This window comes from Brucella pecoris, from assembly GCF_006376675.1.
GTDB classification, from domain to species: domain Bacteria; phylum Pseudomonadota; class Alphaproteobacteria; order Rhizobiales; family Rhizobiaceae; genus Brucella; species Brucella pecoris.
Map to the genome: position 1 here is coordinate 375,615 of NZ_VEWK01000002.1, position 13,014 is coordinate 388,628.

Sequence of the window (13,014 nt, forward strand, 5' to 3'; positions counted from 1 at the left end):
ACAATGCTGGATTTTCTGGAACTGGAGGAAACCGTTGGCCGGGCCTGGCACCGCCTGATCGGCAAGACCGGATCGTGGCCACATTATCCCCAGCACGCTGTACAACTTGGCGATATTCGCCAGAAACTCGCCATCTGCTTTCGTGGCTTTGGTGGCGATGTGGCCGTGCAGATCGCCCCGGCCCGCGCCCGAACCTCCGGGCACAGGCTGGGTTTGCGGCAGCGCATGGCTTTGGGCGAAGAGAAACTTAGCCACCCGTTGCGGGATGAAGCGACATTGATGCTACCGCAGGAGATTGCGCTCTTCCCCGATCGCACGCTCAATTACGACCTCTATGTCTGGCTTGCGGGTTACATGGCAGTTATGCCGACCGAAGTGGACGAGCTTCCCCATGACCCTTTGCGCCGCAACCTTGCAGCGCTTGCCGTGGCATCGGATACCGTTGCGAAGACTTGCCGGATATTTCCGGGCCTGCAGCAACGTTATGCGCGCCTGTGCGAAGCGGTGCTGGCCGTGCGTCCCAAGCGTTCGCTCTATGGTCTCGAGCAACAGGTGGAGGAGCGCATTCTGTCACTTCTGAAACAGGGTGCAGGACTGACGGACGATAGTCTCGCTACAATCTTCCCGCATTGTGCGCCCGCAGGATACCTGCCCGCCCTGCCCGTACCGCTTTGGCCGGAGCTGATAAGACGCGAGGAAACCGCACCTCGCGACAGTGACGACCAGCCGGTACTCGATAGTAGGGCGGAAGGTGTCGAAACCGAACGGCAGATTGCAAACCGCGAGCAGCAGGACTCGAGGCTGGCCGACAGGAGCCCATTCATTCTCAATCGCTTTGAGAAAATCCTTGCCATGGCAGAGATGGTAAGCGTCGACCGGCCAACGGACGATAGCGACGAACAGAATGCAAAGTCTGCCGATGAACTTGACGATCTGACATTGGGCGAGCGCAAAGGCAGACCTGCAGCCCGTTTCCGTTTCGATCTCGATCTGCCCCCGGAAGCTGTCGACCGAACAGCTCTTACCGCGAAACTGACCTATCCCGAATGGGACTATCGGAAAGGCGTTTATCTTCAGGATCATTGCAGCGTTCTGGCAGCACCGGCGCAAGCCCGAGATGTGCGCATGGAACTGGACGATGAAGCGACGAGCCTTGTGCGCCGGGTGCGTCGTCAGTTCGAGATCCTGCGGCCCGGCCGCGAATTGATGCGGGCGCAGCTCGATGGCAACGATCTCGATCTTGATGCCGTGGTGCGTTCAAGATGCGATTTCGCCGCCGGAGGTCAGGGCAGCGACCATGTGCATCTGATGAGCCGACCCAAGGCAAACGACCTCGCCGTCACAATTCTGGTCGATGTCTCGCTATCCACCGATGCGTGGATCGATAATCGGCGTGTGCTGGATGTGGAAAAGGAGGCGCTTCTGGTTCTGGCCAACGGCATTGCTGCCTGTGGCGACCGATGTTCCATCCAGACCTTTACCTCGCGCCGACGTTCATGGGTGCGGGTCGAAACAGTGAAGGACTTCGACGAAACCTTTGGTCCTGCCGTTGAACACCGCATTGCCGCGTTGAAGCCTGGCTTCTACACACGCATGGGAGCGGCCATCCGTCATGCAACGGCAAAGCTTGCGGAACAGCCCAACCGAAAGAAGCTTCTGCTGGTCCTGACGGACGGGAAACCGAACGATGTCGATCATTATGAGGGCCGGTTCGCACTGGAGGACAGTCGCAGGGCGGTCAGTGAAGCACGCACAACAGGTGTCAATGTCTTTGCCGTAACGGTCGACCGGGAGGCGAGCGCCTATCTCCCGGCGCTTTTCGGCCGGAGAAACTATGCGCTGGTCGCCAAACTGGCGAAACTGCCTGTCGCCCTACCGGCAATCTATCGAATGATGACCGGCTGATCTGTGCCAACCCATCTTCATCTCACAGTCGCTCGTAATCTCAATACATCAGACGCTTCGTCCTTCCTGGAAGCGTAGTCAGACCGCCGGGTCTTCACCCGGCGGGACGGTCATCACATCAGCCCATTCCGGATGCCTGCGATATTGCGCGCGTACATAGGGGCAGAGCGGTATAATTTTCATTCCATTCTGGCGCGCATCCTCAATCATGAAGGTTACGAGCGCTGCGGCCGAACCCGTGCCCTTCATACTGTCCGGCGCTCCGGTGTGGTCTGCGCTGATCAGGTTGGCACCACGCTTGGTGAAGGTGATTTCAGTTTCACCTTCAATTCCCTCGATACGGGCCACATAACGTCCGCTGCGGGCATCTTCGTCTTCCTTGCCCATCCTCATATCGACCATTTTAGTCTCTCCCACTTTCTGATCTTCTAGTGGTCTGATTCCAACATTTGCATCCCTCGGTTACTGGCGCGGGACAAATGCGGGAACCAAAAGACCATTAGCAAGTTTATGAATCGAGTGGATTTTTCGAGTTTAACGTTTGAAACATCGTTTCAGTTGGTCGGAATTCAAACGTCAAATTCAATCCACTAGAACGTTTCGCAGTTTTGCCGGAAACGCTCTATCCTACGCGTTGCATTTGAAGAGCGCGCTCCATATCCACCCGATTGACCATCGCGCCGAACAACGACGTTCCCGTATCGAACAAACGGCTGAAAGCCAGCGGTCCAGCATCGACAGGATCGAACCCGATCCGGTCGATAAAGGCAGCCACCTCCCGGCGCGCATCCGCATCGTTCCCGGCAATGGCCAGCGCACGGCGTTCCGGATCGCCCGCCAAACGAGCTTCCTCATCTATTTCATGATAGCCCATATGGTTAAAGCTCCGCACCAGCCGCGCACCCGGCAGAAAATCCTGCACAATTTCACTGCTTGAACGCTCACCTTCAAACTCGGCGATCGTTCCGTCTGTCGGTGCCCAGTAGTTCATCGCATCGATAACGATCTTGCCCTTCAGCAGTTCCGGCGAAAGATTGCGATACTTGGACAGCGGCAATGCGAGAACGACAATATCAGCAACTGCAATCACATTTTCTGCCGTATCGGCCTGTGCGCCCGGCACCATGATTTCCAGCACAAGTGCAATATCTGCCGGCATTTTGGAGGTTGCCATTCGCACCGCATAGCCCGCCGCAAGTGCACGACGAGCTATGGCGGTGCCGACGCGGCCCGCACCCAATATGCCGATTGTCTTTACCTGAGATGTTGGCATATTCAGTTTGCTCCTGTTTATTTTCCAGAACCCAGTTCCGCATCGACAAGCGGCTTTACCTTGGTACCCAGCAGTTCTATCGAACGCAGGAATGCCCTGTGCGACATTTGTCCGACATCCATCTGCAAGAACTGCCGCATATGACCGATGTGCTTGTGCAACTCGACGATACGTTCGGCTATTTCCTCCGGGCTACCGGCAAAAAGCGCGCCCGCACCACTTGCCTCACGGTCATAATGCGAACGTGGCGGCGGCGCGAAACCCCGGATTTTGCCAAGCTGTTCCATGACGGCATGCCAATGGGTCCAGAAGAACTCCTTTGCTTCTGCAGCATTCTCGCCGACAAAGCCCGGTGTTGCGACCGAGACCTTCACTCTTTCCGGGGCGATTTCCGCTTGGGCGGCTGCGCGGCGGTAAAGATCGGCCAGCGGTGCAAAACGCGACGCCTGCCCACCGATGATTGCATAGGAAATTGGCAGACCGAGCAGGCCCGCACGAACCGATGAATGCGGATTGCCACCCGTTGCGAGCCAGACCGGCAGCGAACCACTATCTGGACGTGGCACGACAAGCGCGTCGTTCAATGCCGCGCGAAATTTACCCTGCCAGGTGACGTTCTCGCTTTCATTGATCTTCAAAAGCAGATCAAGCTTTTCGGCGTAAAGCTCGTCATAGTCGTTGAGATCATGCCCGAAAAGCGGAAAGGATTCAGTTGAAGAACCTCGACCCGCCGTGATTTCAGCACGACCGTGGGACAGCGCGTCCACCGTGGCAAACTGCTGATAGACGCGTACCGGATCATCAGTACTCAGCACAGTTACCGCGCTACCAAGCTTAATGTTCTTTGTGGTCGAAGCCGCCGCACCCAGAATGACCGTCGCAGCCGAAGCTGGCATCTCACGTGTATGATGCTCGCCAATACCGAAATAATCGAGCCCGACCTCATCGGCGAGCTGGATGGCTTCAAGCAAGTTGCGTGTTGCATCTGCGGTAGAGCCGAGCTCGCCGGTAGCGGTATTCTTCTGCACATCCCCGAAACTATATACGCCCAGTTCCATATCGTTCTCTCCTTGAGGCGTAGTGAATATCTTACGCCTAGCGGTATATATTAGTAACTGAGTGCAATATCGGTACTGCTTGTCGGCATACAAGGAGGCACATTTTCGAAACCCGGTATCCTGCAAGTGCCTTTTGCACGGGATAGTTCTACGGGCACATACGCGCTCAAATCAGAAAAACACTATCACCGCCGACCATGTAGACTGCGGGATCGTCGGTCGTTTACCTTAGCTATGAAGAGTATGGAGCAATTCCGTTTTTGCCTGAATTGTTGAAAATGCCTTAACCGGAGACGAAGCCTTAATGATTAAGGGTATAGCGCTTCTATTATTGTTCCAGCTATTTGGCGAAAGCATCATCTTCATGAGTGGGTTCCCCATACCGGGACCTGTTGTGGGACTCGTGCTTCTGTTCGTCGCCATGCAACTGTGCAAGATGTTCAACTGGAATATCTTTGCCGAAGCCGAAACGGCCGCGGATGGGTTTCTCAGCAATCTCGGTCTACTCTTCGTGCCGGCCGGCGTTGGAGTGGTGGCCATGTGGCACCAGATTCAGGGACAAGCCACCGCAATTCTGGCAATTGTGGTTGTCTCGGCAGTTCTCACATTGGCGGTAACGGTTTGGACCTTCGTTCTCGTGCAGCGCCTCATGGAGCGGAGATAATGCTATGAAACATCCGCTTGAACTATGGGTTTATCTTTCAGCCTCGCCGTTGCTATGGCTGACACTCACATTATGCGCCTGGATCGTGGCAACGCACATTTCAGTCCGGCTAAGACGCCATCCGCTGGCCAATCCTGTTCTGATTTCCATCGTGCTGCTTTCCAGCCTGCTCGTGATCTTCGATGTTCCCTATGCGAGTTTTTTTGAGGGAGCCCAGTTTATCCACTTCCTGCTTGGTCCGGCCACCGTTGCCATCGCGGTGCCTCTATTCCGCCAATGGCATCAGGTGCGCAAAACGCTCATTCCAATGGGAGCAGCGTTGGTTGTCGGCTCCTTCTTCGCAGTTCTTTCAATCGTCGTGATGGGCAAATGGGCCAATCTCTCCAATGACGTGCTGATTTCGTTCCTGCCAAAATCTGCGACGGCAGGCGTGGCCATGGCGATCTCTTCGACACTGGGTGGCACGCCATCACTAACCGCAGTACTGGTCATACTGACCGGTATCATCGGAGCACTGGTCGTCACCCCTTTCATGAATGCGATGCGGATAACGGATTATGCCGCGCGGGGATTTGCAGTTGGGCTGACGTCACACGGCATCGGAACTGCGCGCGCTTTCGATGTTGATGAAACGGCGGGGCTTTTTGCCGGGATTGCCATGGCCCTGAATGCGATTGCAACGTCGCTTGTGGTTCCCCTGCTCGTGAAACTTATTTTTTGAGCGGATCATCCCACCAGAAAAAGGACGTATTAATATAAAGGGCGGCACTTTGAACGCCGCTGTTCATTTTCACTGAGAACTGGCTCTGACTCAAACTAGCTGCTGTCGAATGGTGAACTTTCGCTGCTTCATGGGAGGATCGGCGAACCCAACGGCTAGAGACAATCGTCCACCACCTCGGTTTGGCGCTCGGAGGCAGACCAGCAGCAGCCTTAGCCAATCATCTTATGATGCCGGTAGGTAACGATACCCTGTTGCGGGCGGTCTGTCGGCATGCCGCTGATCAGAGCGATGATCTGACTGTCATCGACATCGATGGTTTTGCCTTCCGACGCGGCCAGACTTATGGAACAATTGTTTGCGATCAGGAACGACGGAGACCTGTCACTCTTCTGCCTTCGGGCGTCGGATACGTCTCGCTTATGGCTCGCCCAGCATCAGACGATCTCAATCGTCGCTCGTGACCGAGGGGCGGATATGGCGAGGCCATCGCAAAGGCTTTACCGGATGCTGACCAGGTGGCTGTAGCTGGCGCGGCAGAGGCCAACGCCGATAAAGAATGCCCGCACACGACCTGAGCAAATAGGTTGGATTAAGCAAGCCAATGTTCCCTTCGAATGGCTCACTGACCGTATCCTAAATATAAGACTTTGATTTTAAAGGTAATGGTGGGCGATGAGAGACTCGAACTCCCGACATCTTCGGTGTAAACGAAGCGCTCTACCAACTGAGCTAATCGCCCGACTGTCCCGCCAAATGTCTGGCCAGCCGCTGTGAGAGCCGTTTAGGCAATTCGCGCGACAAGCGCAAGTGCAAAAATCAGCATTCAGCTTCTTTCTTGTATTTTTCTACAGTCTCCATCATTGCTTCTGCCGATAGAGCAGCCACAGGAAGAAAGGTCCCCCAAAAAGCGCTGCCAGAAGGCCTGGCGACATCGGCCACGGATAAGCCAGATTGCGCCCCGCCCAATCGGCGAAGACCAGTAGCGAAGCGCCGACAATCGCCGAAGAAGCTATTCGCATCAATGCGTTACGAAACCCTAGCATTGTCACGAAATGCGGCACCATGAGCCCTATGAAGCTGATCGGGCCGATGGTCAGGGTCGCTGCGGTTGTAGCCACCCCAGCAATAGCAAGAAGCACGGCACGGCTGGCTGAAACCTTGATGCCGATGGAGCGTGCCGTCATGTCGCCCAGCGGAAAAATATCGAGTGGGCGTCTAGCAAGGATAGCCGCGACAAGAACAGCCAAGGCGCAGGAGCAGACAAGCGCCGTATCATTCCAGCCGATATTGCCCATTGACCCTGAAAACCAGTTCAAAAGCCCAGCGACGCGGGGATTTCCGCTGGCAAGCAACAGAATCATCAGGGCATGGAATATGCTTCCAAGCCCAACCCCGACCAGCAGAACGCGCTCCGGCTGGAAGGCCATGCGCCAGCCGATCAGGGAGATTGCGGTCAGGACGACGAATGCACCGATGGAAGCGGCGACGAGTTTCGACATGCCGCCGGCATCGGGCAAAAACAGCACCGCAATGGCGAGACCAAAGCCCGCGCCATAGCCGATTCCAAGCAGATCGGGGCTTGCAATCGGGTTGCGCAGCGTGCCCTGGAGGATCAATCCGGCGACCGCCAGGCATATGCCGGCACCCGCCGCCGCAAAAATGCGCGGAAATCGCCATGTCGTCGCCACAAAGTCCGGGGCGTTTAGCGACATGAAAGGGGTGTTTTTTGCCACTAAAACCGACAACACCACGCAAATCACGAAAATGCCTAAAAGTTTGCAGAGCGCCAGACCCGGTTTTTTGATGCTTCTCGTTTCAGGCGTCGGTTCGTGAGCCGAAGGGGTGCTCGGCAGCCGTACCCGGCTCGCCAGAATGACGAGAATCGGACCGGTGAAAAGTCCGGCGGCGGCACCGGATGGAATATTGCCGATGAATGGGATGACGGCCCGCAGGATCTGATCGATGCCGACAAGAAGCAACGCCCCGAGGACAGTTGACCAGACCAGACGGCGCCCATCCTGTCCCGGTGCAAACGTGCGGGCGAGATTTGGCGCAGCCAATCCGATCATGCCGATCAGCCCGAGACTGCTGGTGATGACTGCGGCCATGGCAGCGCCGGCGGCAAGAAGCACCAGCCGCATGAAGGCGGGAGAAACACCGAGCCCCCTCGCCTGATTGTCGCCCAGCGACAGGAGATTGAGCGGTCGTTGCAGAAGGAAGATGAGGAGTGCCAGCGGCAACAGGCGCGGCAGGAGATAGAGGAAAACCTCCCACCCGCCCTGCTGAAGCGAACCGGCCTGCCAGGTCAGAAGATTGATGAGATAGTCATGGTTGAAAAGAACCAGCAGGCTGAAGATCGCGTTGCAATATAGGCCGACCATCAGACCGGCCAGCACAACTGTCGTCGATGAGAACCGCCCGGCAGAGGCGATCAGCAGCGAAAGCCCGAGCGCAAGGGCAGCACCAGCAAGCGCGATGACTTCGCTGCCGCCAGTCCACAGGCCCGGCGCGAAGATCAAAGCCAGAGCGAGCGCAATCTGCGCGCCGGAGGCAACGCCGAGCAGGCCCGGTTCCGCCAGCGGATTGCGCAGCACGGTCTGGAACACAGCACCGCCCAGACCGAGCGCGCCGCCGACCAGCACGGCAACGGCGAGACGCGGCAGAAAACTGAAATAACCGATGACATGACGCGGATCGGTCGGATCGGGCGCCGTGACGATCCGGAGCCACTCACCCGGCGCGGCAATGGTCAGGAAGCCCTGAACCACCAGCAACAGGACCAGCGCCATTGAGACGCCAAGCACAAGCCAGCGCAGTGAAAAGCGACGGCCCCCACGCTCTTTTCCGGATGAAACCGAACCGATGCTCATCGGATTTCCCTCACCACCATGGCGCTTAGTGCCGACGCGATCAGATCAGCCAGATGCGCCGCAGAAGGCACACCACCAAAAGGATGGAACTGGCTCAGCCATGCGACCCGCCCGTTACGGACGGGACCGAGAAGCTTCCACATGGTATTCTGCTGCAGGGAGCGCTCCGTCTGGAGCTTTTGCGACGGTATCTCCACCACCAGAAAAGCAGCATCGGGGTTGGCCATCAACTGGTCGAGCCCGGCGCGCGCCATGCCGGTTCCGTTCACCGGCCCGGTCCACACATTGTCGAGACCGAGCTTGCGCAAAACAGCATCGGGAAGTGTCCCCTTCCCGTACATGGTCATTTCCCGCCCGCCAATATCGGGCAGCATGATGCCGACGGGGTATCGATGCCCTTCTATGGCTGACCTTGCCGCGGCAAATCTCTGTTCAGCCGCTTCGGCAACCGATGCCGCCAACGCGCGTGGCTGATCGCACAGATCCGCCACCCGGTTCAGGATATCGACCGCCAGTTGATAGCGCTCGACATTGGGCGTCGTGATGCTGGGAACAAGTTCGACACGCGCCACATCCGCGATTCGCGGTGTCATCACCAGATTGTAATCGGTTGCGATGACGAAATCGGGCTTCAGCGCCGCAAGCGCCTCCAGATTGATTTCCCAGAACGGCCCGACATCGGCAACGCCGTCCGGCAAAACGGGTGAAGCCATGCGCTGGCGGTAAAAGCCCGTATCCGAAAGACCAACCGGAACGATGCCGAAGGATAGCATTGCCTCGGCAGCCGCCCAGTCGATCGCGACGATACGCGGTGCGGATGCGGCCCGCGCCGGAAAACCGGAAAGCCCCGCGCAAAGCGCGAGGCCCGGACCGGCTGACAAGCCAAGCAATATCTGGCGACGTGTCAGCAAACCTGTTCGCCCATCAGAAACTGACCTTCACGCGGCCAATGACCGACCGGCGGTCGCCCTCATAACAGCTAAAGGTGTCTTCGCAGGTCGTGAAATACTTCTTGTCGAAGAGATTGGTCGCATTGAGCTGGAAGGTCATGTCCTTGTATTTGTAGCTCATGCCGGCATCGACCAGCGTGCGGCCATCGACCTTGACCGTATTGGCCTTGTCGCCATAGCTGGAACCGACATAACGCACGCCGCTGCCCAGGCTGAGCCCTTCGAGAACGCCGCTGCTGACGGTGTAGTTGAGCCATGCCGAAGCCTGATGTTCCGGCACCATGGTCGACTGGTTGCCGATGAACTGCGGCGCATCCTCGGTCACTTCCGTTTTGGTATAGGTGTAGGAACCGATGAAGTCCCAGCCATAGGTGAGATTGACCTTGCCTTCGAGTTCCAGACCGCGCGAGCGCACCTCGCCTGTCGCCTGTGGCCCATCGACATAGCTGTAGGAAACCACATTCGATTTCACGATGTCGAACCAGGCGAGCGTGAACAGACCGTCGAAATCCTTCGGCTGATATTTTACGCCAACTTCCCACTGGCGTCCTTCGGACGGATCGAAAGTGTTGCCGCTATTGTCGGTGCCCAGATTGGGCACGAAGGATTCCGAATAGCTGACATAGGGCGCAATGCCCCATGGCGTGACATAGGTAAGGCCGGCGCGGCCGCTGAACTTGCCGATATCCTGATCGGTGTCGCTATTATCCAGCCGATTGTGACTATCGAGGCTCAGCCAGTCATAACGACCGCCGAGCGTCACGATCCAGCTCTCATTCAGCTTGATCTGGTCCTGCGCGTAAACACCCGTCTGGTTGTATTTCTGACGATAGCTCTGCGTCATCGTGGTCGGCACCGCGATCGGAATGCCATAGGACGGATTGAAAGGATTGAGGCTTGGAGCCGGATCACGATACTGCGTCACGTCGGAATCCGAATAAGAATAATCGAGGCCAAACAGCGCCTGATGCGCAATATTTCCGGTTTCGAATTCCGCAATCGCCTGATTGTCAACGACGAGGCCGCTCATGTTTTCATCGAAACGGCGCGCCTGACGGGTGATGCCCGTCGGTCCAAGGCCAAGCGCAAGCACATTATCCAGCAGGAAACTGACCTGACCGTAGCGCAGGTTCTGCTTCAGCGTCCACGTGTCGTTGACGTGATGTTCGAACTCATAGCCGATGCTGCCCTGTTTCTGGACGCTGCGGTTGAAATCCGGGTCGCCCACCAGAATATCCGGCAGTCCCGGATAGAGATTGCTGATGGTGGCGGGCAGCACGCTGCCGCCGCTGTCGTCACGCAAAAGCTGGCCGGAAACCGTCAATGTCGTATCGGCATCGGGTGCCCAGGTCAGCGACGGGGCGATCATGTAGCGATCGTCCTTCACCTTGTCGCCATTGGAATATTCGAACTGCGTATCGCTCTTCCGCACCACACCGATCAGGCGATAAAGCAGGGTCTTGTCTTCATTGACGGGACCGGTCAGATCGACCCCGAACTGCTTGCGGTTGAAGCTGCCATATTCAACGGAGGCTTCGTGGAATGCCTCGGCCTGCGGTTTCTTGGTGATGCGATTGACGAGGCCGCCGGCATCGCTCTGGCCATAAAGCGACGAAACGGGACCACGCAGGACCTCGACCGAATCCAGTTCATAGGGATCGTTGCGGAAGAAGGTGTAGCTGTTGGAGAGCTGGCGCAGCCCGTCCTGATAGGAACTGGTAGACTGCGCATTGAAGCCGCGCATGAGAATCCAGTCATAGCCCTTCGGGTCGGGGCCATAGGTTTCGATGGTGACGCCCGGCACATAGCGCAGCATTTCCGTCACGCTCTGGGCATTCTGGGTTTCAATCTGCTTGCGGCTGACCACCGATACCGACTGCGGCACCTCGATCAGGGGTGTGTCGGTCTTGGTGCCACCGCTGGACCTGTCGACCACGACACTGGCAGACGTATCCCCGCTATTGTTGCCCTGAAATGTGATCGTATCCAGCAGCAGCGAACCGTCGGCGGCGACCGCGCCGCCTTCGCCAGCCTGCTGCGCCGCGATGGTGACGGTGTTGCCGCGAATGCGATAGGACAGGCCCGAGCCGGACAGGATGCGGCCCAGCGCTTCCGACCGCGTCAGGCTGCCCTGCGCACCGTCCGAATTCTTGCCGCGTACAATGTTCGCGTCGTAGAAAAGCTGAACGCCGGTCTTGCTGGAATATTGCACCAGAGCTTTTGAAAGCGGCTGCGCCGCAATATCGAATGAAATGCGCTGGACCTGCGCGGCCCCTGCCGTCTGGGCCAGAACCGGGTTTGGCGCAAGTGCTGCCACGGCGATGAGCGCACTGGCGGCGAGCAATTTTACGGGCAATCCGGATTTGAGAAGAGCTACACGTTTCTGGTTGTTTCCGGTCTGAATTTCGCTCTTCTTATCGACGCGCATGCTCTAATCCCCGATGTCTGACGCCCCTGCCATAAGCAGGATTTTCCCGTTCTATGCTGGCTGCAAAACAGCCCTTCAGAGAGTTAGACACCTCGGAAACGCAAACTAATGATCGGTCAGAAAAAATTTTTGACCTTTTTTATCCACTTATGGTCTACACATGGAAAAGCTCCAACTATTGGAGCTTATCTGCGCGTCACGACCGTCACCCAGCCGGAAGCGTTCAGAACTTTCACCGGAAGGGTTTCGGCGATGGTGGTGAGTGCGGCTTCCGCATCGCGCGTGTCGAAGATTGCCGTCACCGGCATGTTGCCGATCTCGGCATCGGTCAGGAAAATACGGCCCCGGCGATACCGCTCGAGTTCGCTCAGGACACGGCGCAGCGGGACATCCTCAAAGATGACGCGGTCATTGCGCCACGCTTCCACGATCTGGGTGTCGGCGCGATGCGGCACGGCGATCTCGTCCCCGCCATAGGTAACCTGCCATCCTTCATCCAGGCGGATTGGATCGGCAACACCGAAAGCCACAGAAACGGCATGTTCGACCACCGAGACCGTCACGGCATCGTCCGCCAGCTTGATGTCAAACGCCGTTCCAAGTGCGGTAATCGTGCCGCCGCCGGCATTGACGACAAAGGGGCGCGCCGGATCGGCTGCGACCTGAAAGAAGCCCTGCCCTTGATGAAGCACGAGATTGCGCCGACTGTCCGAAAAATCGACCGAAAGCGCTGAATAGCTGCCAAGTTCCACCGTGCTGCCGTCGGCAAGAGTGAAACTGCGACGCTCGCCGACATCGGTTCGGTATGTGGCGAACAATCCCGGACGCGACAGCATGTAGGCGCCGGGCGCAAGGATCGCGGCGGCAAGCGCTCCCAGCACAACGCCCCGACGATTGACACGACCGGACCGGCGGTAACGATCATATTCCGGCTTCACCGCATCGAAACGCTGCCAGAGCGTCTGCGCGCGTTCATAAGCCACACGATGCGCCGGATCAGAGGCCATCCAGACCGAAAAGGCGCGCCGGTCCTCGGCGCTGGCAGTTTTGTCCTGCAAGAGAACAAACCACTCCAGCGCTTTCATGAAAACCGGATCGGTCTCGAAATCCTTCATGCGCGTTCGAACGTTCCCGTTATCGGC

The 13,014-nt window shown here is 57.4% G+C and carries 10 protein-coding genes, 1 tRNA gene and 1 pseudogene; 4 read left to right on the forward strand and 8 right to left on the reverse strand.

Annotated features, from left to right (window positions below; all coding sequences use genetic code 11):
* Window positions 1–3 precede the first annotated feature (3 nt).
* Window positions 4–1,905 carry a nitric oxide reductase activation protein NorD gene (locus tag FIB18_RS05150; RefSeq protein WP_140019730.1) on the forward strand — a complete coding sequence of 634 codons (1,902 nt, stop codon included), beginning with the start codon at window positions 4–6 and terminating at the stop codon, window positions 1,903–1,905.
* Between the two features lie 78 nt (window positions 1,906–1,983).
* Here the strand turns inward: FIB18_RS05150 and FIB18_RS05155 are convergent, their stop codons facing one another.
* The 3 genes from FIB18_RS05155 to FIB18_RS05165 all read right to left on the reverse strand — a co-directional run bounded on the left by FIB18_RS05155 (window position 1,984) and on the right by FIB18_RS05165 (window position 4,236).
* Window positions 1,984–2,307, reverse strand: coding sequence for a GNAT family N-acetyltransferase (locus FIB18_RS05155; RefSeq protein WP_140019731.1), 324 nt, complete (start codon window positions 2,305–2,307; stop codon window positions 1,984–1,986).
* A gap of 220 nt (window positions 2,308–2,527) precedes the next feature.
* Entirely contained in the window at window positions 2,528–3,178 is a 651-nt protein-coding gene (locus FIB18_RS05160) for an NADPH-dependent F420 reductase (protein ID WP_140019732.1), read from the reverse strand.
* A 17-nt stretch (window positions 3,179–3,195) separates the two neighbouring features.
* Window positions 3,196–4,236, reverse strand: coding sequence for an LLM class flavin-dependent oxidoreductase (locus tag FIB18_RS05165; protein ID WP_140019733.1), 1,041 nt, complete (start codon window positions 4,234–4,236; stop codon window positions 3,196–3,198).
* 304 nt (window positions 4,237–4,540) lie between these two features.
* Between FIB18_RS05165 and FIB18_RS05170 the strand changes: the two genes are divergently transcribed.
* From FIB18_RS05170 to FIB18_RS25145, 3 genes and pseudogenes are all read left to right on the forward strand, one after another.
* A complete protein-coding gene (locus FIB18_RS05170; RefSeq protein WP_140019734.1) occupies window positions 4,541–4,900 on the forward strand; it encodes a CidA/LrgA family protein in 360 nt (119 codons plus the stop codon).
* Window positions 4,901–4,904: 4 nt separating this feature from the next.
* Window positions 4,905–5,621 carry an LrgB family protein gene (locus FIB18_RS05175; protein WP_140019735.1) on the forward strand — a complete coding sequence of 239 codons (717 nt, stop codon included), beginning with the start codon at window positions 4,905–4,907 and terminating at the stop codon, window positions 5,619–5,621.
* 140 nt (window positions 5,622–5,761) lie between these two features.
* Window positions 5,762–6,145, forward strand: a pseudogene (locus FIB18_RS25145) (transposase); the annotation flags it as partial.
* 142 nt (window positions 6,146–6,287) lie between these two features.
* Here the strand turns inward: FIB18_RS25145 and FIB18_RS05185 are convergent.
* From FIB18_RS05185 to FIB18_RS05205, 5 genes are all read right to left on the reverse strand, one after another.
* Window positions 6,288–6,363, reverse strand: a tRNA-Val gene (locus tag FIB18_RS05185).
* Window positions 6,364–6,481: 118 nt separating this feature from the next.
* Complete coding sequence (gene fhuB / locus FIB18_RS05190; RefSeq protein WP_140019736.1) at window positions 6,482–8,494, reverse strand: Fe(3+)-hydroxamate ABC transporter permease FhuB; 2,013 nt, start codon at window positions 8,492–8,494, stop codon at window positions 6,482–6,484.
* The gene (locus FIB18_RS05195) at window positions 8,491–9,405 is read right to left on the reverse strand and encodes an ABC transporter substrate-binding protein (protein ID WP_235894835.1); all 915 of its coding nucleotides are present in this window, start codon (window positions 9,403–9,405) and stop codon (window positions 8,491–8,493) included. The genes fhuB and FIB18_RS05195 overlap by 4 nt, the downstream gene beginning before the upstream one ends.
* Before the next feature lie 13 nt (window positions 9,406–9,418).
* Complete coding sequence (locus tag FIB18_RS05200; protein ID WP_140019737.1) at window positions 9,419–11,872, reverse strand: TonB-dependent siderophore receptor; 2,454 nt, start codon at window positions 11,870–11,872, stop codon at window positions 9,419–9,421.
* 185 nt (window positions 11,873–12,057) lie between these two features.
* Window positions 12,058–12,987: a FecR family protein gene (locus tag FIB18_RS05205; RefSeq protein ID WP_140019738.1), complete on the reverse strand. Its 930-nt coding sequence runs from the start codon at window positions 12,985–12,987 to the stop codon at window positions 12,058–12,060.
* Window positions 12,988–13,014: the final 27 nt, after the last annotated feature.

What these genes read in the sequence shown, in the direction of transcription:
- FIB18_RS05150 (WP_140019730.1), top strand. Translation starts at nt 4, where the DNA reads ATGCTGGATTTTCTGGAACTGGAGGAAACCGTTGGCCGGGCCTGGCAC.
- FIB18_RS05155 (WP_140019731.1), bottom strand. Translation starts at nt 2,307, where the DNA reads ATGGTCGATATGAGGATGGGCAAGGAAGACGAAGATGCCCGCAGCGGA.
- FIB18_RS05160 (WP_140019732.1), bottom strand. Translation starts at nt 3,178, where the DNA reads ATGCCAACATCTCAGGTAAAGACAATCGGCATATTGGGTGCGGGCCGC.
- FIB18_RS05165 (WP_140019733.1), bottom strand. Translation starts at nt 4,236, where the DNA reads ATGGAACTGGGCGTATATAGTTTCGGGGATGTGCAGAAGAATACCGCT.
- FIB18_RS05170 (WP_140019734.1), top strand. Translation starts at nt 4,541, where the DNA reads ATGATTAAGGGTATAGCGCTTCTATTATTGTTCCAGCTATTTGGCGAA.
- FIB18_RS05175 (WP_140019735.1), top strand. Translation starts at nt 4,905, where the DNA reads ATGAAACATCCGCTTGAACTATGGGTTTATCTTTCAGCCTCGCCGTTG.
- fhuB (WP_140019736.1), bottom strand. Translation starts at nt 8,494, where the DNA reads ATGAGCATCGGTTCGGTTTCATCCGGAAAAGAGCGTGGGGGCCGTCGC.
- FIB18_RS05200 (WP_140019737.1), bottom strand. Translation starts at nt 11,872, where the DNA reads ATGCGCGTCGATAAGAAGAGCGAAATTCAGACCGGAAACAACCAGAAA.
- FIB18_RS05205 (WP_140019738.1), bottom strand. Translation starts at nt 12,987, where the DNA reads ATGAAGGATTTCGAGACCGATCCGGTTTTCATGAAAGCGCTGGAGTGG.